The sequence below is a fragment of the Streptomyces sp. NPDC000983 genome (genome assembly GCF_040299205.1).
Taxonomy (GTDB): domain Bacteria; phylum Actinomycetota; class Actinomycetes; order Streptomycetales; family Streptomycetaceae; genus Streptomyces.
On sequence record NZ_JBEPBM010000027.1, the window covers coordinates 1 to 21,134 of the forward strand.

Here is a 21,134-nt window from a genome sequence, read left to right on the forward strand (position 1 = left end):
AGCGTGAGGGAAACGCCCGGTTACATTCCGAACCCGGAAGCTAAGCCTCACAGCGCCGATGGTACTGCAGGGGGGACCCTGTGGGAGAGTAGGACACCGCCGAACAAATTTTGAGAAAACCCCCGACCGGGGATACCGGTCGGGGGTTTTCTGCGTTTAGGCATGCATTTCGGCCCTCGTAATAGAGGGCCAAGCACGGTCAGAGGCGTCCTGCTGTTTTCAGTGCCAGATAGGCGTCCGCCAGTTCCGGTGCCAACGTGTCCGGTGTTGCGTCGACGACGGTGACTCCATGGCGGCGGAGCTGGCCGGCGATGCGGTGGCGTTCAACCTGTGCCTGCGCCGCGGCTGCGGCCTCGTAGACGGAATCGGTGCTGCCGCGTGCTTTCGCCATACGGGCGACGTGCGGGTCCGCCACCGATGCCACCAGGACCGTATGGCGCTGGGTCAGCTGTGGGAGGACCGGGAGGAGGCCCTCCTCGATGGGGGCCGCGTCGAGGGTGGTGAAGAGGACGACGAGGGAGTGTCGGGGCGCCGTGCGCAACACGGTGGAGGTCAGGCCGCGGGAGTCGGTTTCGAGCAGCTCGGGTTCCAGCGTGGCCATGGCGTTGACCAGGGACGGAAGCATGTCGCCCGCGGTTCGGCCCTGGACCAGAGCGCGTACGCGGCGGTCGTAGGCGAGGAGGTCGACGCGGTCGCCGGCGCGGGAGGCCAGGGCAGCGAGGAGGAGGGCCGCGTCCATCGACGCGTCCAGGCGGGGGGCGTCACCCACCCGGCCGGCCGAGGTACGGCCGGTGTCGAGGGCCAGGAGGATGTGGCGGTCGCGTTCGGGGCGCCAGGTTCGTACGGCGACCGTGGACTGCCGGGCCGTGGCACGCCAGTCGATGGAGCGGGTGTCGTCGCCGGGGACGTACTCGCGGAGGCTGTCGAACTCCGTGCCTTCGCCGCGGTTGAGAACGCTGGTGCGGCCGTCGAGTTCGCGGAGGCGGGCGAGCTTGGACGGGAGGTGCTTGCGGCTGGTGAAGGGCGGCAGGACACGTACCGTCCACGGGACTTTGTGGGTTCCCTGGCGGGTGAGGAGGCCGAGGGGGCCGTAGGAGCGGATCGTCACGCGGTCGGCCTCGCGGTCGCCTCGGCGGGTGGGGCGCAGGCGGGTGGTGACGCGGCGGCGTTCGCCCGGCGGGACCGTCACATGGTGGCGGGAGGCGGCGACCTCCGTGCCGGGTTCCCAGCTGCTCGGCGGCCAGGCGTCGCGGATTCGGGCGCGCAGGGGACGGTTGGAGGGGTTGGTGACGGTCAACGTGACCTCGGCCGTTTCACCCAGGCGTGCGGAGGTGTCGCCCGATCTGGTGAGGCCGAGTCGGCGTACGGGGGCGGCGAGGGCGAAATCGCAGGCGCACGCCACCGCGAGGGGGGCGTTAACGGCGAGGATGCCGGCCCAGCCGGGTGCCCAGATGCCGACCGGAAGGGAGCCGAGGGCCGCGAGGAGCGCGGTGCGTCCGGTGAGCGCCATCAGCGGGGGACGGGGACGTGGGCGAGGATCGCGTTGATGACGGAGTCGGCCGTCACGCCCTCCATCTCGGCCTCCGGGCGGAGCTGCACGCGGTGCCGGAGGGTGGGGAGTGCCAGGGCCTTCACGTCGTCGGGGATGACGTAGTCGCGGCCGGTGAGCCAGGCCCAGGCGCGGGCCGTGGCCAGGAGAGCCGTGGCTCCGCGCGGGGAGACGCCGAGGGTGAGGGACGGCGATTCGCGGGTGGCGCGGCAGAGGTCGACGACGTAGGCCGTGATCTCGGGGGAGACCGTGGTCTTGGCCACGGCCGCGCGGGCCGCTTCGAGGTCGGTGGGGCCCGCTACGGGGCGTACGCCGGCGGCGCGCAGGTCGCGCGGGTCGAAGCCCTCGGCGTGGCGGGTGAGGACGGCGATCTCGTCCTGGCGGGAGGGCAGGGGGATCGTCAGCTTGAGGAGGAAACGGTCCAGCTGGGCTTCGGGGAGGGGGTAGGTGCCCTCGTACTCGACCGGGTTCTGGGTGGCCGCGACCAGGAACGGTTCGGGGAGCGGGCGGGGCGTTCCGTCGACCGTGACCTGGCGTTCCTCCATGGCTTCGAGGAGGGACGACTGGGTCTTGGGGGGCGTGCGGTTGATCTCGTCCGCGAGCAGGAGGTTGGTGAAGACCGGGCCGGGCTGGAAGGAGAACTGTGCGGTGCGGGTGTCGTAGACCAGGGAGCCGGTTACATCGCTCGGCATGAGGTCGGGGGTGAACTGGACGCGTTTGGTGTCCAGTTCCAGCGCGGACGCGAGGGCACGGACGAGCAGTGTCTTGGCGACCCCGGGGACTCCTTCGAGGAGAACGTGGCCACGGCACAGAAGGGCGACGACGAGGCCGGTCACGGCGGGGTCCTGGCCGACCACGGCTTTGGCGATCTCCGTGCGCAGGGCTTCCAGGGAGGCCCGGCTATCGGGCCTGTCCTCGCTCTGCCCGGCGTTGTCAGTGGTCGGGTCCATCATGGACGGCGTACCTCTCTTTCGAGGGCGTCGAGTTGGTCGGCGAGCGAGACGAGGGCCGCGTCGTCGCGGGGCGGCGGGCCGAAGAGGAGGACGTGCGGGGCCTGTGCGTCGCCGTTGAGGTGGGCGGACAGGGCGGGGAGCAGGGCTTCGGGCGCGTGGGCCTGGGCGGCGGGGACGCCTACCAAGGGGGCGAGGCGGGTGCGGGTGGTGGAGCGGAGAGCGGCGGCCGCGCGGTCGCGGGCGTCCGCCTTGCGGTAGAGGCGGGCGCGGCCTTCGACGCTTTCGGAGGCGCGGATCGCGACGGGGAGTCTTTCGGGCACGAGGGGGCCGAGTCGGCGTGCCCGCCACAGGGCGGCCAGGGCTGCCGCGATGAAGAGCTGCAGTGTGCCCCACAGCCAGCCCGGGGGGAGCAGGTCGAAGAGGCCGCGCTCGCCTTCGGTGCCGGCGGCGGTGGAGTCGGCGAGCGAGGGGAGGTACCAGACCAGATGGGGGCGGGAGCCGAGGAGTTGGAGGGCGAGCGAGGCGTTGCCCTGCTCGTCGAGGCGGTCGTTGAGGAGGATGTCGGGGGCGCCGAGGACGACGGTGTCGCCGCTGCCGGAGGTGTCGGGGATGTGCAGGAGGGTCGCCAGGCGCTCGCTCGGGTAGCAGGAGGTGGCCTGGAGGTGGATCGTGGTGTAGCGGATGCCGCCGGTGTCGGCCGCTCCCGCGCGCCGGGCCTCGGGGAGGTCGCAGGCGGGGCGGAGGGCGGAGCCCGGGCTCTTGGCGGGGTCGGCCACGACTCCGGGGGCGAGGCGTTCGACGGACCAGCTGCCCGGTGCCACGAGGAGCGTGCGTCCGCCGGTGCCCGTGGTCGCGGTGTGCAGCGCGCTCTGCTGGGGTTCCGTCAGCAGGTCGGGGACGGCGACCAGGAGGGTGGTGTCGGGGCCGGCCGCCGAGCGGGCCTCGTCGAGGGTGGTGACCACGCGTGTGGACACGCCCCGGTCGGCGAGGAGTTCGGCGACGGCGCGGCTGCCCTGGGGGTCGGCGGAGCGGGGGTCGAGGGTGCCGTGCCGGGCGTCGGAGCGGATCACGGCGATGACGACGGCGCCCGCGAGGAGGAGGACCAGGGCGAGGGCGATGCCTCGGGTGCGGGTCCAGACCTGGCGGGTGGTGGGCGCGACCGAGGTGGCGGGCGCTGCGGTGGCCTCGGTGGTCATTCGGCGGCTCCCTGGCGGGCGTGGTGGGCCGCGCTGTGGGCGCTGGTGTTGGTCAGCCGGGGTTTGGCGCGTTCCAGGTCCTCGTCGAGGTCGGCGATGCGCCGGTACGAGGGTTCGGCCGCCGTCCGGCCGCCGTAGGTGATGTCGTCGAAGTCCCGTGCGGCGGAGCGCAGTCGGTCGGTGTGGGCGGGCAGGGCGCGGCCGGCTTCGGCGGCCGCCTCGTCGGCGGTGCGGCCTGGGCGGGTGTCGAGGAGGGCGCGTTCCTCCAGGGAGCGCACGATGGCCCGCATGCGTTCCTGGACGGCCTGGTTCCAGTGGCCCTGGGCGGCGTGCGCCCCGGCGGCCGCGCGGTGTTCGGCGGCGCTGCGCGGGCGGTCCTCGAACAGGGCGGCGGAGGAGACGGGTTGGCGGCGCGGCGTGCCCAGGCGCCACCAGAGCGCCCCGACGACGGCGAGCACGGCGACGATGACGATCACCAGGCCGAGCGTGCCTCCGGGGGCCAGCGACGAGGCGCTGCTGAACAGTTCGCCGATCCAGTCCCAGAAGGCGTCGAGGGCGCGCTGGAACAGGCCGGGGTCGTTCTCGTGGTACGTCCGCTTCGACAGCTCGCGCCGGGCTGCCTCCCGCGCGGGGTCGCGCGGGACGGTCAGCGGCGGTTCGTCGTCGGAGCGGGCCAGTGGCAGTGCCGCCGCGTCGCCGACGCGTGCGGACACGCGTACGGCGGCGCGCGGCAGCGCGGTGAGAACTCCCCCCGCCAGGCTCACCGGTTCAGCTCCCCGGGGTCTCGGATCCGTAGCCCTGGACGCCGGCGGCGCGGGCGAGTTCGAGGTCGAGGGCCTCGCGGCGGATGCGCTGGTCGATGTAGAGGAGCACGGTCACGCCCGCCGAGATCGGGAAGGTGATCATGGAGCCGATCACCGAGCCGATGCCGCTGACGATGAGGAACGTCCAGCCGAGGTCGCCGGTGCCTTCGAGGAGGCCGCTCACGCCGTCGCTGCTGAGGGCGCCGGCGAGGAAGGCGAACGGGATGGCGATGATCGACGCGAGGATGCTCGCGATGATCATGGCCAGCAGCTGGATGCCGAAGATCCGCCACCAGGAGCCGCGGACCAGTTTCGCGGAGCGGCTCATGGACTTCACGATGCCCTGCTTCTCCAGCATCAGCGCCGGCGAGGCGAGGGAGAAGCGCATCATCAGCCAGAGCGCGACGACGATGGTGCACAGGCTGCCGAGGACGGTGAGTGCCGCGCCCGCCTCGGCGGCCCCGGAGGCGGCCACGAGGACGCCGGGCAGCACGCCGACGGCGACGACGCCGAAGGTGATGAGGAGCAGCAGGAAGATCAGCCCGAACAGCCGGGCGAGCTGGGGACGGGCGTCGCTCCATGCCTCGCCGGTGGTCACCGACTTGCCGAGGACGGCGCGGCTGGTGACGGTGGTGAGCAGGGCGGTCGCCACGATCGTGCCGATCAGGGAGATCAGCGAGATGACGCCGTAGCTGAGCAGGGCGTCGCCCATGGCGCGGGTGAGTTCGCCGAGCGTGGCGCTCGGGTCGTCCAGGGCGGAGGTGTCGACGCGGTCGTTGAGGACGAAGCCCTGGAGGAGGACGACGACGATCTCGGTGAGCACGGCGACGGTCAGGGAGATGCCGAGGACCGTGCGCCAGTGGGCGCGCATCGTGGAGACGGCGCCGTCGAGGAGTTCGCCGACGCCGAGCGGGCGCAGCGGGATCACCCCGGGCTTGGCCGCGGGCGGGGGTCCGCCCCAGCCGCCGCCCCAGGCGCCGTGGCCGCCCGGGCCGCCGTAGCCTCCGGGGCCGCCGGCGGTGGGGGGCTGGGCGCCCCAGCCCGGGCCGGGGGGCGGGGGCGGAGGGGTCTGCGCCGGGTTCGCGGGGCCGGTGGGCGCCGACCACTGGGCCGGTGGCGGCTGCTCCTTGGACCACTTCGGGCCGGAGTCCTGCGGCTGCGGGCCCGGCTGGTCGGCGGGTTGTTCGGGGGCAGGGCGGTCGGCGGGCCGGTCGGTGCCGGGCTCGCGGCGCTCCTGACCGTCGGACGGGGCGGATCCGGGCGAGGCCCAGCCCGGAGTGTCGTTCATCGTCGCTCCTTCACGGTGCCCGTCCGCGGGTCGCGGCGGCAGGCTGGCAGCCATCGTGCCATGGGGTGGTCGTCGGGGGACCGGCCAAGGTATGGGCTGCACACCTTCAATGGTCCGCCGGATAACGGGCAGACTGACGGCATGGCTGATCAGCACGCGCAATCCGGTGAGGACAGGCGGCCGACCGGTGTACCGGTGATCCGTTGGGAAGAGCCGCCCGAAGGCCCCGTACTGGTTCTGCTCGACCAGACGAGACTGCCCGCCGAGGAGGTCGAACTGGTCTGTACGGACGCGCCGGTGCTGGTGGAGGCGATCCGTTCGCTCGCCGTGCGAGGGGCGCCGCTGCTCGGGATCGCGGGGGCGTACGGTGTCGCGCTCGCGGCCGTGCGGGGGTTCGACGTGGACGACGCCGCCGACGCGCTCGCGGCGGCCCGGCCCACCGCGGTCAACCTCGCCGTCGGGGTGCGCAGGGCGCAGGCCGCCTACCGGGCGGAGCTGGCCGGGGGCGGGGACGCGGGGAAGGCGGCGCAGGCGGCGCTGGCCGCGGCGCGCAAGCTGCACCGCGAGGACGCCGAGGCGAGTGCGCGGATGGCCCAACGGGGGCTGGCGCTCCTGGACGAGCTGCTGCCCGGCGGCGGGCACCGGATCCTCACCCACTGCAACACCGGCTCGCTGGTGTCCGGCGGTGAGGGCACGGCGTTCGCGGTGGCGCTGGCCGCGCACCGCAAGGGGCAGTTGCGGCGGCTGTGGGTGGACGAGACGCGCCCCCTGTTGCAGGGGGCCCGGCTGACGGCGTACGAGGCGGCCCGCAGCGGGATGGCGTACAGCCTGCTGACGGACAACGCGGCGGGGTCGCTGTTCGCGGCGGGTGAGGTGGACGCGGTGCTGATCGGGGCGGACCGGATCGCCGCGGACGGGTCGGTGGCCAACAAGGTCGGCAGCTATCCGCTGGCGGTGCTCGCGCGCTACCACCATGTGCCGTTCATCGTGGTGGCGCCGCTGACGACGGTGGACCCGGAGACGCCGGACGGGGCGTCGATCGAGGTGGAGCAGCGGCCCGGGTTCGAGGTGACCGAGGTGACCGCGCCGCAGGTGCCGGTGAGCGGGCCGGGCGGCGGGATTCCGGTGGCGCCGCTGGGGACGCAGGCGTACAACCCCGCCTTCGACGTGACGCCGCCGGAGCTGGTGACGGCGATCGTGACGGAGGCGGGAGTGGTGTCGCCGGTGACGGCCGAGGCGCTGGCCGAGCTGTGCGCCGGGGCGGGGGAGGTGACACTCGGCTGAGGAGGGATGCGCGCTGAGTGCCGGCGGGCGGACCGTCGGCGCGTACAGCCGCACTCGAGTTCGAGGGACGAGGGCAGACAGTAGTGACCCGGTACGACTATCGTCACAGGCCAGTGACCCTTCTCACCAGCGCCCCGGTCACTGTTACGAGAATGGGATGATGTCGTTTATGAAGGGACGAGTCCTTGTCGTCGACGACGACACCGCACTGGCCGAGATGCTCGGCATCGTGCTGCGTGGTGAAGGTTTTGAGCCGTCTTTCGTAGCCGACGGCGACAAGGCGCTGGCCGCTTTCCGTGAAGCCAAGCCCGATCTTGTACTGCTCGACCTGATGCTGCCCGGACGGGACGGCATCGAGGTGTGCCGTCTGATCCGGGCCGAGTCGGGCGTACCGATCGTCATGCTCACGGCCAAGAGCGACACCGTCGACGTCGTCGTGGGCCTGGAGTCGGGCGCGGACGACTACATCGTGAAGCCGTTCAAGCCCAAGGAGCTGGTCGCCCGGATCCGGGCGCGGCTGCGGAGGTCGGAGGAGCCGGCGCCGGAGCAGCTCGCCATAGGTGACCTGGTCATCGACGTGGCCGGGCACTCGGTGAAGCGCGACGGGCAGTCGATCGCGCTGACGCCGCTGGAGTTCGACCTGCTGGTCGCGCTCGCCCGCAAGCCGTGGCAGGTGTTCACCCGCGAGGTCCTGCTGGAGCAGGTGTGGGGCTACCGGCACGCCGCCGACACCCGCCTGGTCAACGTGCACGTCCAGCGGCTGCGCTCGAAGGTCGAGAAGGACCCGGAGCGCCCGGAGATCGTGGTGACCGTCCGAGGTGTCGGTTACAAGGCGGGACCGAGCTGACATGTCGCGTGACAGTGCCGCTTCGGCGCCCGGACAGTCCGGGACCCGCGCGGGGCGGCCTGTCGGCCGGGGGACGACAGGCTCTCGTTGGGGACGTTTCCTGGAGGGCGGGCTGCTCCAGGGCGGGGTCCAGGGCAGCCCGGTCCTTAGGCTCTTCATGCGCTGGGTGCGCCGGCCGCTGCTGCCCGTCATGCGGCTGTGGCGGCGCAACATCCAGCTCAAGGTCGTGGTCACCACCCTGCTGATGTCGCTGGGTGTTGTGCTGCTGCTGGGCTTCGTCGTGATCGGGCAGGTGCGCAACGGCCTGCTCGACGCCAAGGTGAAGGCCTCGCAGAGCCAGGCCACCGGTGGCTTCGCGGCGGCCAAGCAGAAGGCCGACGAGGAGGCGGCCGGGGTCGGTGACGACCCCACCACCGCGGACGGCCGCTCCGAGCAGAACGTCATCCAGTGGATGAGCGATCTCGTGGAGTCGCTCTCCAGCGGCGGCCAGGGCGCCTTCGAGGTGGTCACCCTGCCCACCGGCGGCGACAGCGGCGGCGGGCGCGGCCCGCGCGCCTCCAACTACGTCGACCCCAACGCCAGCGTGCCCGAGGATCTGCGGGAGCGGATCGACGGCGACACCGGCGCGGCGCAGAGCTACACGCGCATCATCTACAACGCCGACAAGGAGTCCCAGCCGGCCCTGGTCATCGGCAAGCAGGTCAACGACCCGAACAACAACCCGTACCAGCTGTACTACCTCTTCCCGCTCACTCAGGAGGAGAAGTCGCTGAGCCTGGTCAAGGGCACCCTCGCGACCGCGGGGCTGTTCGTGGTCGTGCTGCTCGGCGCCATCGCCTGGCTCGTCGTGCGCCAGGTGGTCACGCCGGTGCGGATGGCGGCCGGGATCGCCGAGCGGCTGTCCGCCGGACGCCTCCAGGAGCGGATGAAGGTCACCGGCGAGGACGACATCGCCCGGCTCGGTGAGGCCTTCAACAAGATGGCGCAGAACCTCCAGCTCAAGATCCAGCAGCTGGAGGAGCTGTCGCGGATGCAGCGCCGGTTCGTCTCCGACGTCTCGCACGAACTGCGGACACCCCTGACGACCGTACGGATGGCCGCCGACGTCATCCACGAGGCGCGGGAGGACTTCGACCCCGTGACCGCGCGGTCGGCGGAACTCCTCGCCGACCAGGTCGACCGCTTCGAGTCGCTCCTCGCCGACCTGCTGGAGATCAGCCGGTTCGACGCGGGCGCGGCGGCGCTGGAGGCCGAGCCGATCGACCTGCGCGAGGTCGTCCGCCGGGTGGTCAGCGGCGCCGAGCCGCTCGCCGAGCGCAAGGGCACGACGATAAGGGTGGCGGGCGATCAGCAGCCCGTGATCGCCGAGGCCGACGCCCGGCGCCTGGAGCGGGTGCTGCGCAATCTCGTGGTCAACGCCGTGGAGCACGGCGAGGGCCGGGACGTGGTGGTCAAGCTCGCCTCGGCGGGTGGCGCGGTCGCGGTCGCGGTCCGCGACTACGGCATCGGGCTCAAGCCCGGCGAGGCCACGCGCGTCTTCAGCCGCTTCTGGCGGGCCGACCCGGCACGCGCGCGCACCACCGGCGGCACGGGTCTGGGGCTCTCCATCGCTCTGGAGGACGCCCGGCTGCACGGCGGCTGGCTGCAGGCCTGGGGCGAGCCCGGTGGCGGTTCGCAGTTCCGGCTGACGCTGCCGCGGACGGCGGACGAGCCGCTCAGGGGCTCCCCGATACCGCTGGAGCCGAAGGACTCGCGCCGCAACCGCGGACTCGACGACGCCGGCCTGCCGAGGGGCGAGAAGAGCGCCACCGTACCGGCGCAGCAGACGGGCGAGGCGGCCTCGATGCCGTCGCGCGACCCGATAGCGCAGCAGCTGGCCTCGGTGGCCGCCCCCACGGCCGACCCGACGGCGCTGCCCGGGAACGGCGCCCGTGTGGTGCCCCGCCCCGGCGCGGCACCGCGACGACAGGACGACGCGCCCACCGGGGAGGGGGCGCGTGGTGAGGACACCGGGTCGACGGAGGGCCCGAGCAGGCAAGGGGAGGCATTTCGTGGCCGCTGACCGCGAGGGGGGCACCCGGCACGGGCCGGTGCGCGCGGTGGCGTACGTCGCCTGTGGCGCCGTACTGCTGGTGGGGTGCGCGTCGATGCCCGACAGCGGGGATCTGAGCGGGGTGGACTCCACCGCGCGCCAGGACACCCAGGTGCGGGTGTTCGCGGTGCCGCCGTCCGAGGACGCCACGCCCACCCAGCTGGTGCAGGGCTTCCTGGAGGCGCTGACCAGCGACGACCCGAACTACGAGATCGCCAGTCAGTACCTGACGACCCAGGCGGCGAAGGACTGGCGGCCGAAGACGGGCACGACGGTGCTCGCGGACGGTCCGGACGCCTTCGAGCTGCCCCGCTCACGGGGTCGGGAGGACGACGGGGAGACCTCGTTCACGCTGAGCGGCGCCAAGGTCGCCACCGTGGACGAGCAGCAGTCGTACGCCTCCGCGGACGGCGTGTACGAGGAGCTGCTGCACCTCGCCCAGGACCCGAAGACCAAGCAGTGGCGCATCGACGAGCTGCCCGAGGGCGTGGTCATGGGCCAGGGCGACTTCGAGCGCAACTACACGTCCGTCAACAAGTACTACTTCGCCTCGAACACCCTGGCCGGCGGGACCCGCCAGACGGCGGCGGTCGCCGACCCCGTGTACGTCCGGGAGCGCGTCGACCCCATGACGCAGATGGTGCGGTCCCTGCTGAACGGGCCGACCAGCTGGCTGAGCCCGGTGGTCCGGACGAGCTTCCCCACGGGTACGGCGCTGAGGAAGGGCGTCACCACGCTCACCCCGGACGAGCAGAACAAGCTGACCGTCCCGCTGAACGACAAGGCAGCCCGGGTCGGCCTGAGCAAGTGCACCGAGATGGCCGCGCAGCTCCTGTTCACCCTGCGCAGCCTGAGCCCGTCGGTGGAGGAGGTCGAGCTGGAGTCGGGCGACAGGACCCTGTGCTCGCTCTCCGCGGACCGGGCCGAGGCGACGGCGTCGCGCGGCTCCACGGAGCACGTCGACCACCTCTACTTCGTCGACCACGAGCACCGGCTGGTGCGGATGGCCGCCGAGGACGGCGTCAGCACCCCCGAGGTGGTGCCGGGCGCGCTCGGCGAGGGACAGACGCAGCTGCGGGCCGTGGCCGTCTCGCGGGACGAGGAGATGGCCGCCGGCGTCACCCAGGACGGCAAGCAGCTCTACGTGGGCTCGCTGGTGTCGGGAGGGTCGCTCGGCGAGCCCGTCCTGCGCAGCACCGGCAGGACCGCCGAGGACCGGCTGACGGCGCCCAGCTGGGACGCCCGGCACGATCTGTGGGTGGCCGACCGCAACCCCGACGCCGCGAGGCTGCTCCTGCTGGAGAACGGCGCGGGCGAACCGCTGGAGGTGCGGACGCCGGGACTGGACGGGCGCATCGAGTCGGTGCGCGTGGCCGCGGACGGGGTGCGGATCGCGCTCGTCGTCTCCCGGGGCGAGACCTCTTCCCTGCTGGTCGGGCGGATCGAGCGGGAGACCAAGCCGGGGGACGACCTGCCGACCGTGTCGGTGATGGAACTGCGCTCGGCGACACCGGCGTTGGAGGAGGTCACCACCGTCTCGTGGGCGGGCGACAGCCGTCTGGTGGTGGTCGGGCGCGAGGAGGACGGCGTCCAGACCGTGCGCTACGTCCAGGTCGACGGATCCGTGCCGGAGGGGCCGACGCCCGCGGCGCTGACCGGGGCCAAGGAGATCGCCGCGGCGGAGGACGACCGGGTGCCGCTGGTGGCCTACTCCGAGGACGGCATCGTGCGGCTCAAGGCCGGGGCCCAGTGGCAGAAGGTGGTCACCGACGGGACGGCTCCGGTCTATCCGGGGTGAGTCCCGCGGCAGCACGGGTGAACGGCCGTCCCTGCGGGGCGGCCGTTCCGCATTTCCGGCCCTCGTATTGCCCCGGCTTTCCGGTCATCTTTTCCGAACGGTTCGGCACGGCTGTGACCAGGCATTTCTCTGGGGCTCGGAGTGGGCCGGCGGATGTTGTCCACAGGGGTGGCCGGTGGTCGCCGGGGTTGGCACAGTGGTGGGCATGCGGGTGGGTGTGCGGGACTGGTGGCGGGACATCTCGGATCTGGTGCTGCCGGCCGAGTGCGCGGGCTGCGGGCGTCCTCGTACGGTGCTCTGTCCGGCGTGCCGCAGGGCGCTGGGCGGTATGGCGTCGGGCGGTGCGGCGCCGTGCCGGGTGCGGCCGGAGCCGGAGCCGGCCGGGCTGCCGGTCGTGCACGCGGCCGCCCGGTACGGGGACGCGGTGCGGGCCGTGCTGCTGGCCCACAAGGAGCGGGGCGCCCTGGCCCTTGCGGCGCCGCTGGGGGCCGCGCTGGCGGGGGCGGTGCGGGCGGGTACGGGGGGCGCGGTTCGGGCGGGCGGTGAACGGGGCGGCGGTTACGGGGGCGGCGACGCGCTTCGGGAGTGCGGGGGCGGGGGTGGCGGTTACGGGGGCGGCTGCGACGGGGCCGCTTGCGATGAGGTCGGCGGTGGTCTGGCACTGCGGGCACGGGGGCGCGGGGAGTGCCGGGCGGTGGACCAACCGGGTGGGCGGGTTCGGCCGGTGCTGCTGGTGCCGGTGCCCTCGGCGCGCCGGGCCGTGCGGGCGCGGGGGCATGATCCCGCGCGGCGGATCGCGCTCGCCGCGGCGGCCGAACTGCGCCGGGCCGGGACACCGGCACGGGTGCTGGCCGTGCTGCGGCAGCGGCGGGCCGTGGCCGACCAGTCGGGGCTCAACTCCCGGCAGCGGCTGGACAATCTGGCCGGCGCGCTCGTCGTGGCGCCCGGCGGGGGCCGGCTGCTGGGCGACGGGCCGGTCGTGCTCGTGGACGACCTGATGACCACCGGCGCCTCTTTGGCGGAGGCGGCGCGCGCGGTGCGGGAGGGCGTGGCGCTCGGGTGGGCGGACGGGTCTCGGGCGCGGCGGCCGGAACGCCTCGGCGAGGAGAGAAGGGCGGTGTGTTTCGCGGCAACTCGGGAAGACAGAGGGGAACGGAGTACGGAAGCGACGGGCGAGACGGTACGGAGGCACGGAGTGCCGGGAATGGCGGGCAGTATCCGCCCTGGTGGCGTGTTGTGCGCGGCGGTCGTCGCGGCCACGCCGGATGCTTTCGAAATAAACCGGAACTGACTGCGAACTTGCATCGTTGCAGGTTATGAGAGCGCTAATTCACCTGAACGGAGGTACACCGCTGTAGAGGGTGACGACATCCGTCCGGGCGAGATATGTTCAGTTGAGAGAGAAAGGCGCAGGCCATCGCTCTCACAACTGAATGAAGGCTGCGGGTTTTCCGTATTCACCCGAGCCGCCGGGGTGGAGATCTCGCCCGTGGGGGAGGAGGAGGTGGAAGTCACCGAGTCCGAGGTTCCGGGGATCACCGGAGCCTGGTGCAAAAAGGGAGATGCTCCGCCGCTGGAGCGGAGCGATCCGGGAACGGAGTTCTGCGTGGACATCGTCGTCAAGGGCCGCAAGACCGAGGTGCCCGAGCGGTTCCGCAAGCACGTGGCCGAGAAGCTGAAGCTGGAGAAGATCCAGAAGCTCGACGGCAAGGTGATCAGCCTCGACGTCGAGGTGTCCAAGGAGCCGAACCCCCGACAGGCCGACCGCAGTGACCGAGTGGAGATCACGCTCCGCTCCCGCGGTCCGGTGATCCGGGCGGAGGCGGCGGCAAACGACCCGTACGCGGCGCTGGACCTGGCCGCGGAGAAGTTGGACGCACGACTGCGCAAGCAGCACGACAAGCGTTACTCACGCCGAGGCTCGCGACGGCTGACGGCGGCCGAGGTCCCGGACCACGTTCCGGGCGCGGCGACGCTCAACGGGAACGGCCACGCCTTCCAGGAGGAAGAGTCGGACGGCGTTCCCACCAAGAAGATCGGCTCGCTGGAAGTGAAGGGCGAGGGACCCCTCATCGTGCGCGAGAAGACGCACGTCGCTTCCCCCATGACCCTTGACCAGGCCCTCTACGAGATGGAACTGGTCGGGCACGACTTCTACCTGTTCGTCGACTCCGAGACGAAGGAACCGAGTGTCGTCTACCGGCGGCACGCCTACGACTACGGCGTCATCCACCTCAACACCGACCCGATGGTCGCGGAGGCGGACGCCCACGCGGCCGGTGGCACGCTGGGCGGCTGATCCCACCCGGCTGACGGAATGACCGGGTGCCCCTGGAGCGCGCTTGTGCGCCCCCAGGGGCACCGGTGTGCGACCACTTCACACCCCGCTCCGTCACCGCGGTGTCGTCCGGGCATGAAATCATGGCCGCACCGGCCCAACCGGTGGGCCGCTGCCTTGGGTTGGCGATGGCACCTGACCAGCCACAGCCTTCAGGGGGAGGAACGATGGCGGACACCTTCGGACCGATGCGGGACCAGAGTGCCGACGGCGACGTCGTCGGCATGCGCCCGGACACGGGCACTCCACGCAAGGAGCCGATCAGAGTCCTCGTCGTCGACGACCACGCCCTCTTCCGCCGCGGACTGGAGATCGTGCTCGCGGCCGAGGAGGACATCCAGGTCGTGGGCGAGGCCGGGGACGGCGCCGAGGCCGTGGACAAGGCGGCCGACCTGCTGCCCGACATCGTGCTGATGGACGTGCGGATGCCCAAGCGGGGCGGGATCGAGGCGTGCACCTCCATCAAGGAGGTCGCACCCAGCGCCAAGATCATCATGCTGACGATCAGTGACGAGGAGGCCGACCTCTACGAGGCGATCAAGGCGGGTGCGACCGGGTACCTGCTCAAGGAGATCTCCACCGACGAGGTGGCCACCGCCATCCGCGCGGTCGCCGACGGGCAGTCGCAGATCAGCCCGTCCATGGCGTCGAAGCTGCTCACCGAGTTCAAGTCGATGATCCAGCGGACGGACGAGCGCCGGCTGGTCCCCGCTCCGCGGCTGACCGACCGTGAGCTGGAGGTGCTCAAGCTGGTCGCCACGGGAATGAACAACCGTGACATCGCCAAGGAGTTGTTCATCTCCGAGAACACCGTGAAGAACCATGTGCGCAACATCCTGGAGAAGCTGCAGCTGCACTCCAGGATGGAGGCCGTGGTCTACGCGATGCGGGAGAAGATCCTCGAGATCCGCTAGCTCTACCGGGACGGCCGGGAAGGCCCGCGGATCAGGCCGTCAGGCCGGTGAGCGTGCGGGCGAGCGGCTCGCGTAGTTCGGGCGCGTCGACCCGCTCCACACGGACGTCCGTGCAGTCCACCCAGCCCGCCGCCTCCACCAGGGCCTGGGCCACCGCGGGGACCGCCTTGGGGCCGTCCAGGGTGACCTGCTTGGCGACCAGCGTGCGGCCCTCGCGCGCCGGGTCCACCCGGCCGACGAGACGGCCCCCCGCCAGCACCGGCATCGCGAAGTAGCCGTGCACCCGCTTCTGCTTGGGCACGTACGCCTCCAGGCGGTGGGTGAAGCCGAAGATCCGCTCGGTACGGGCCCGTTCCCAGATCAGGGAGTCGAACGGGGACAGCAGGGTCGTGCGGTGGCGGCCGCGCGGGGGCTCGGCCAGCGCCGCCGGGTCCGCCCAGGCCGGCTTGGCCCAGCCCCGCACCGCCACCGGGACCAGCCCGGAGTCGGCGATCACCGCGTCCACCTGCTCGCCCTTGAGGCGGTGGTAGTCGGCGATGTCCGCGCGGGTGCCGACGCCGAGGGACTGGCCGGCGAGGCGGACCAGACGCCGCAGGCACTCCGCGTCGTCGAGTTCGTCGTGCAGCAGGGCGGCCGGGACGGCGCGCTCGGCGAGGTCGTAGACCCGCTTCCAGCCGCGGCGCTCCACGCAGACGACCTCGCCGTACATCAGCGCGCGCTCCACGGCGACCTTGGAGCCGGACCAGTCCCACCAGTCGGCGGTCTTCTTCGCGCCGCCCAACTCCGTCGCGGTGAGCGGGCCTTCGCTGGTGAGCTGCTTGATCACCTGCTCGTAGACGCCGTCGGGGAGGTCGTGGCCCCAGTGCGGGCGGTTGCGGTACGCGCGGCGGCGGAAGGCGAAGTGGGGCCACTCCTCGACGGGGAGGATGCAGGCCGCGTGGGACCAGTACTCGAAGGCGTGGGTGTCCTGCCAGTACGCGTTCTCCACCGTGGTGCGGCCCACCGCGCCGAGCCGGGCGTAGGGGATCAGCTCGTGGGAGCGGGCCAGCACCGAGATGGTGTCGAGCTGGACCGCGCCGAGGTGCCTGAGGACACCGCGTACGCCGGATCTGCGGTCGGGGGCGCCGAGGAGACCCTGGGCGCGCAGGGCGATGCGGCGGGCCTCGTCTGCCGAGAGCTCGGTGGTGGGGCGCGGGGTGGTCATGCCTCGCACGATAGGGGGTGGCACTGACAGTCGGCGGTGAGCTGTGGATACCGGGCCGAGGGGCCGGTCCGGCCGGCGGCTCAGACCTTCTGCGGCAGGTAGGGGGCCGTGGAGGGCAGGCCCAGGTCCGAGGGGAGCAGGGAGGCGACCCAGCAGTCGCGGCGGACGCCCTTGTTGTCGACGGCCGAACGCAGGGTGCCTTCCAGGGTGAACCCCGCCCGTTCCGCGACCGCCAGCGAGCCGGCGTTGCCGACCTCGGCCCGCCACTCCAGGCGGTCGATGGCGGCCCGGGTGAAGGACCAGCGGGCGGCGGTCAGCACCGCCTCGACGGTGAAGCCCCGGCCGCGGTGTTCCTTCGCGGTCCAGAAGCCGACCTCGGCCACGCCCGGGGCGCGCATGGTCAGGCCGAGCATGCCGACGAGTTCCTCGCCTCCGGCGAGGAAGACGCCGAAGGTGAACATCGTGCCGTCCGCCCATCCGTCGGGCACGAGCCGGCCGGTGAAGCTCCGGGCGTGCTCGGGCAGGTACGGCGAGGGGATCGTCGTCCAGCGCTGGATGTCGGGATCCTGGGCGGCGCGGTGGACGGCGTCGGCGTCGTCCGGGCCGACCGTGCGCAGCAGGAGGCGGCCGGTGGTCAGGGTCACGGGGTCCATCGGCCGATTCTGCTCGGGGGCCGGTCGAACATGCCAGGTATTTGCCGTGTGTGAGCGAGTGATCACAATTCGCGCAATTCGCGGGCGTCGCGCGGCACCATCCGCGTCGCCCGTCCGTTGTCCCGTCGTAGAGATGTGAAGCGGCGGAGGTTCGCGACAACGGCAGGCCTCCCGGCGTGGCGGGGTCCTCGCATACGATGGCCGTTGCTCAGTCAAGTCAAATGGAAACCGACCGTCCCAGGCCCGACCGGCAAGGAGACCAACCCCCGTGTCCGTCCTCTCGAAGATCATGCGTGCAGGCGAAGGCAAGATCCTGCGCAAGCTGCACCGCATCGCGGACCAGGTCAACTCCATCGAAGAGGACTTCGTCGACCTCTCCGACGCCGAGCTGCGAGCCCTCACCGATGAGTACAAGCAGCGCTACGCCGACGGTGAGACCCTGGACGACCTGCTTCCGGAGGCGTTCGCCACCGTCCGCGAGGCCGCCAAGCGCGCCCTCGGCCAGCGTCACTACGACGTGCAGATCATGGGTGGCGCCGCCCTGCACCTCGGCTACGTGGCCGAGATGAAGACCGGTGAGGGCAAGACCCTCGTCGGCACCCTGCCCGCGTACCTCAACGCGCTGTCCGGCAAGGGCGTTCACCTGATCACGGTCAACGACTACCTGGCCGAGCGCGACTCCGAGATGATGGGCCGGGTCCACAAGTTCCTCGGACTCGAGGTCGGCTGCATCCTCGCGAACATGACGCCGGCCCAGCGCCGCGAGCAGTACGGCTGCGACATCACGTACGGCACGAACAACGAGTTCGGCTTCGACTACCTCCGCGACAACATGGCCTGGTCCCAGGACGAACTCGTCCAGCGCGGCCACAACTTCGCCATCGTCGACGAGGTCGACTCCATCCTGGTCGACGAGGCCCGTACGCCGCTGATCATCTCCGGTCCGGCCGACCAGGCCACCAAGTGGTACGGCGACTTCGCCAAGCTGGTCACCCGCCTGAAGAAGGGCGAGGCGGGCAACCCCCTCAAGGGCCTTGAGGAGACCGGCGACTACGACGTCGACGAGAAGAAGCGCACCGTCGCCATCCACGAGTCCGGTGTCGCCAAGGTCGAGGACTGGCTGGGCATCGACAACCTCTACGAGTCGGTGAACACGCCTCTGGTGGGCTACCTGAACAACGCCATCAAGGCCAAGGAGCTCTTCAAGAAGGACAAGGACTACGTCGTCATCGACGGCGAAGTCATGATCGTCGACGAGCACACCGGCCGTATCCTCGCCGGCCGCCGCTACAACGAGGGCATGCACCAGGCGATCGAGGCGAAGGAAGGGGTGGCGATCAAGGACGAGAACCAGACGCTCGCCACGATCACCCTCCAGAACTTCTTCCGCCTCTACAAGCGCCACGACCACAACGGCAAGGAACAGCCCGGTCTGTGCGGCATGACCGGTACGGCGATGACCGAGGCCGCCGAGTTCCACCAGATCTACAAGCTCGGTGTCGTCCCGATCCCGACCAACAAGCCGATGATCCGCAAGGACCAGTCGGACCTGATCTACCGCACCGAGGTCGCGAAGTTCGAGGCGGTCGTCGACGACATCGTCGAGAAGCACGAGAAGGGCCAGCCGATCCTCGTCGGTACGACGTCGGTCGAGAAGTCCGAGTACCTCTCGCAGCAGCTCAGCAAGCGCGGTGTCCAGCACGAGGTGCTCAACGCCAAGCAGCACGACCGTGAGGCGATCATCGTCGCCCAGGCCGGCCGCAGGGGCGCCGTCACCGTGGCCACCAACATGGCCGGCCGCGGTACGGACATCAAGCTCGGCGGCAACCCCGAGGACCTCGCCGAGGCGGAGCTGCGCCAGCACGGCCTCGACCCCGAGGAGCACATCGAGGAGTGGGCGCACGCGCTGCCCGCCGCGATGGAGAAGGCCGAGCAGGCCGTGAAGGCCGAGAAGGAGGAGGTCGAGGACCTCGGCGGCCTCTACGTCCTCGGCACCGAGCGGCACGAGTCGCGCCGTATCGACAACCAGCTGCGCGGTCGTTCCGGCCGTCAGGGCGACCCGGGCGAGTCCCGCTTCTACCTCTCCCTCGGTGACGACCTGATGCGCCTGTTCAAGGCGCAGATGGTCGAGCGCGTGATGTCCATGGCGAACGTGCCGGACGATGTGCCGATCGAGAACAAGATGGTCACCCGCGCGATCGCGTCCGCCCAGTCGCAGGTCGAGCAGCAGAACTTCGAGACCCGCAAGAACGTCCTGAAGTACGACGAGGTCCTCAACCGCCAGCGCGAGGTCATCTACGGCGAGCGCCGCCGCGTCCTGGAGGGCGAGGACCTGCACGAGCAGATCCAGCACTTCATGGACGACACCATCGACGCGTACGTCTCCGCGGAGACCGCCGAGGGCTTCGCCGAGGAGTGGGACCTGGACCGGCTGTGGGGCGCCTTCAAGCAGCTCTACCCGGTGAAGGTCACCGTCGACGAGCTGGAGGAGGAGGCCGGCGACCGGGCCGGTCTGACCGCCGAGTTCCTCGCCGACTCCATCAAGGACGACATCCACGCCCAGTACGAGGACCGCGAGGCCCAGCTCGGCTCCGAGATCATGCGTGAGCTGGAGCGCCGGGTCGTGCTGTCGGTCCTGGACCGCAAGTGGCGCGAGCACCTCTACGAGATGGACTACCTCCAGGAGGGCATCGGCCTGCGCGCGATGGCGCAGAAGGACCCGCTGGTCGAGTACCAGCGCGAGGGCTTCGACATGTTCACGGCCATGATGGACGGCATCAAGGAGGAGTCCGTCGGCTACCTGTTCAACCTGGAGGTCCAGGTCGAGCAGCAGGTCGAGGAGGTCCCGGTCGAGGACACCAAGCCCAGCATGGAGAAGGCCCAGGACGCGGTTCCCGCGCAGGCGGCCGCGCGTCCGGAGATCCGCGCCAAGGGGCTCGACGCCCCGCAGCGGCGGAACCTGCACCTCTCGGCGCCGACCGTGGACGGCGCGGGCGGCACCGTGGAGAGCGACTGGTCCGACGACGGCGAGCCGGTGCGCTCGGAGGCCGACGGCCTCACGCGCGCGGAGCGGCGCAAGCAGGCCCGTGGCGGCCGTCGCCGCAAGAAGTAGTCGTGTCGCGCCTCTGAGGGCGTCAGGGCCGCAGTGACGGCCGGGAGGGCCGGGTCACCCGAGGGTGCCCGGCCCTTCCGCGTGCCCGACGCGTTGCCCGCCGGACGCCGGACGCCGGACGCCGGACGCCGGACGCCGGACGCGGTGCGCGTTACGCGCCGCGCCCGGCTCAGTCGTCGTCGGCGCCCGGGCGGGCGGGGCCGCCCAGTTCCACCGCCGTGCAGCGCCAGCGCAGGTCGCGGCCCTGTTCCAGGCGGAAGGCCATGGCGCGCAGCCGGTCACCGGCGCCGATGCGGGCGAAGGCCTCGATGGCGCCCGGGGAGGGCACGTAGTAGCCGATGTCGCGGATCACCGGGCAAGCGCCGCCGGTGCCGTCCGCGGCGCGCAGGGGGCCGCGCTCGGCGAGCCAGGCGAGATCGTCGTAGGCGCGTCCGGCGGTGTGCCGGAGCATGTAGTGCACGGGGCGCCGCCCGCTCAGCACGGCGAGGAGGCGGTCGGCGAAGACATCGGTGGGCCGGGGCTGCGGCACGGCCGGCGCGACCGGGCGACGCGGGGTCTGCGCCGGGACGCGAGGCGCGGCCTGGGCGGCGCCGCCGGGGCCCGTGACGGCGTCCTGGGCCCTCTCCGCGAGGGCGACCCCCGCCGTGCCCGCCGAGGCGCTTGCGGGCCCGCCCGCGCCCCCGCCCGGGCCGGCGGCCGGGAGGGGCGGGCCGGCCGGCCTCGTGCGGATGCCGAGGGGACCGGTGCCGCCCGGGTGGCGGGGAGGGGCGCCGCCGGGACGGCGGGTGTCGCGGCGGCCGGGCGGGCGGGCACCGGGGTGGTTCTTCGCCCTCGTCATGACCTTGTTCATGGGGAGCCCCCGTGGGTGGGCCCGGGAGATACCGGGCAGTAACTTGCTGTCGGGGATCTTGTACGGGGGTGGCGGCGGGTGCGGCAAGCCGGGGCGGCGGTACGTCGGGGGGCCCGGAATGTTCACCTATCCGAAGGACACCGGGGGTGCCGGAGCCCGTGGAATCGGGGGCCCGGGGGGTGAGTTCCCGGACCCGGGTCGACGGCCGGGAGGGTGCTGCGGGGAACTCGAAAGGGGACAGCCGCACGTATCC

General features: G+C 72.0%; 16 protein-coding genes and 1 rRNA gene. 9 read left to right on the forward strand and 8 right to left on the reverse strand.

Annotated features, from left to right (window positions below; genetic code table 11):
- Window positions 1-105 (forward strand): 5S ribosomal RNA (gene rrf, locus ABT296_RS26835); the annotation flags it as partial.
- Window positions 106-199: 94 nt separating this feature from the next.
- Here rrf and ABT296_RS26840 read toward each other — a convergent pair.
- From ABT296_RS26840 to ABT296_RS26860, 5 genes are read right to left on the reverse strand one after another with little or no spacing between them, the layout of a single operon-like run.
- The gene (locus ABT296_RS26840; protein ID WP_351931210.1) at window positions 200-1,510 is read right to left on the reverse strand and encodes a DUF58 domain-containing protein; all 1,311 of its coding nucleotides are present in this window, start codon (window positions 1,508-1,510) and stop codon (window positions 200-202) included.
- Complete coding sequence (locus tag ABT296_RS26845; RefSeq protein WP_351931211.1) at window positions 1,510-2,499, reverse strand: AAA family ATPase; 990 nt, start codon at window positions 2,497-2,499, stop codon at window positions 1,510-1,512. The genes ABT296_RS26840 and ABT296_RS26845 overlap by 1 nt, the downstream gene beginning before the upstream one ends.
- Window positions 2,499-3,698 carry a DUF4350 domain-containing protein gene (locus ABT296_RS26850; RefSeq protein WP_351931212.1) on the reverse strand — a complete coding sequence of 400 codons (1,200 nt, stop codon included), beginning with the start codon at window positions 3,696-3,698 and terminating at the stop codon, window positions 2,499-2,501. The genes ABT296_RS26845 and ABT296_RS26850 overlap by 1 nt, the downstream gene beginning before the upstream one ends.
- Window positions 3,695-4,462, reverse strand: a complete 768-nt coding sequence (locus ABT296_RS26855; protein WP_351931213.1) for a DUF4129 domain-containing protein — start codon at window positions 4,460-4,462, stop codon at window positions 3,695-3,697. Before ABT296_RS26855 ends, ABT296_RS26850 begins: the two co-directional genes overlap by 4 nt.
- A gap of 4 nt (window positions 4,463-4,466) precedes the next feature.
- Window positions 4,467-5,789 (reverse strand): DUF7847 domain-containing protein, encoded by a 1,323-nt coding sequence (locus ABT296_RS26860; protein WP_351931214.1) that lies wholly within the window; start codon window positions 5,787-5,789, stop codon window positions 4,467-4,469.
- A 141-nt stretch (window positions 5,790-5,930) separates the two neighbouring features.
- Here ABT296_RS26860 and mtnA point away from each other — a divergent pair, with 141 nt between their 5' ends.
- From mtnA to ABT296_RS26895, 7 genes are all read left to right on the forward strand, one after another.
- On the forward strand, window positions 5,931-7,073 hold the full coding sequence (gene mtnA, locus ABT296_RS26865) for an S-methyl-5-thioribose-1-phosphate isomerase (protein ID WP_351931215.1): 1,143 nt from the start codon (window positions 5,931-5,933) through the stop codon (window positions 7,071-7,073).
- Window positions 7,074-7,230: 157 nt separating this feature from the next.
- Complete coding sequence (gene mtrA / locus ABT296_RS26870) at window positions 7,231-7,920, forward strand: two-component system response regulator MtrA (protein ID WP_187283109.1); 690 nt, start codon at window positions 7,231-7,233, stop codon at window positions 7,918-7,920.
- A gap of 1 nt (window position 7,921) precedes the next feature.
- On the forward strand, window positions 7,922-9,982 hold the full coding sequence (mtrB, locus tag ABT296_RS26875; protein WP_351931216.1) for an MtrAB system histidine kinase MtrB: 2,061 nt from the start codon (window positions 7,922-7,924) through the stop codon (window positions 9,980-9,982).
- Window positions 9,972-11,810 (forward strand): LpqB family beta-propeller domain-containing protein, encoded by a 1,839-nt coding sequence (locus ABT296_RS26880; RefSeq protein WP_351931217.1) that lies wholly within the window; start codon window positions 9,972-9,974, stop codon window positions 11,808-11,810. The genes mtrB and ABT296_RS26880 overlap by 11 nt, the downstream gene beginning before the upstream one ends.
- A 205-nt stretch (window positions 11,811-12,015) precedes the next feature.
- Entirely contained in the window at window positions 12,016-13,101 is a 1,086-nt protein-coding gene (locus tag ABT296_RS26885; RefSeq protein WP_351931218.1) for a ComF family protein, read from the forward strand.
- A gap of 315 nt (window positions 13,102-13,416) precedes the next feature.
- Complete coding sequence (hpf, locus tag ABT296_RS26890) at window positions 13,417-14,109, forward strand: ribosome hibernation-promoting factor, HPF/YfiA family (RefSeq protein ID WP_453167443.1); 693 nt, start codon at window positions 13,417-13,419, stop codon at window positions 14,107-14,109.
- A gap of 206 nt (window positions 14,110-14,315) precedes the next feature.
- Window positions 14,316-15,062: a response regulator gene (locus ABT296_RS26895; RefSeq protein ID WP_351931219.1), complete on the forward strand. Its 747-nt coding sequence runs from the start codon at window positions 14,316-14,318 to the stop codon at window positions 15,060-15,062.
- A 31-nt stretch (window positions 15,063-15,093) separates the two neighbouring features.
- Here the strand turns inward: ABT296_RS26895 and ABT296_RS26900 are convergent, their stop codons facing one another.
- Window positions 15,094-16,266: a winged helix-turn-helix domain-containing protein gene (locus tag ABT296_RS26900; protein ID WP_351931220.1), complete on the reverse strand. Its 1,173-nt coding sequence runs from the start codon at window positions 16,264-16,266 to the stop codon at window positions 15,094-15,096.
- A gap of 80 nt (window positions 16,267-16,346) precedes the next feature.
- Complete coding sequence (locus ABT296_RS26905; protein ID WP_351931221.1) at window positions 16,347-16,919, reverse strand: GNAT family N-acetyltransferase; 573 nt, start codon at window positions 16,917-16,919, stop codon at window positions 16,347-16,349.
- Between the two features lie 268 nt (window positions 16,920-17,187).
- On the opposite strand from ABT296_RS26905, the gene secA reads away from it, so the two are divergent.
- Entirely contained in the window at window positions 17,188-20,031 is a 2,844-nt protein-coding gene (secA, locus tag ABT296_RS26910; protein ID WP_351931222.1) for a preprotein translocase subunit SecA, read from the forward strand.
- A gap of 169 nt (window positions 20,032-20,200) precedes the next feature.
- Here secA and ABT296_RS26915 read toward each other — a convergent pair whose 3' ends face one another.
- Entirely contained in the window at window positions 20,201-20,881 is a 681-nt protein-coding gene (locus ABT296_RS26915) for an Rv3235 family protein (protein WP_351931223.1), read from the reverse strand.
- Between the last annotated feature and the right edge of the window lie 253 nt (window positions 20,882-21,134).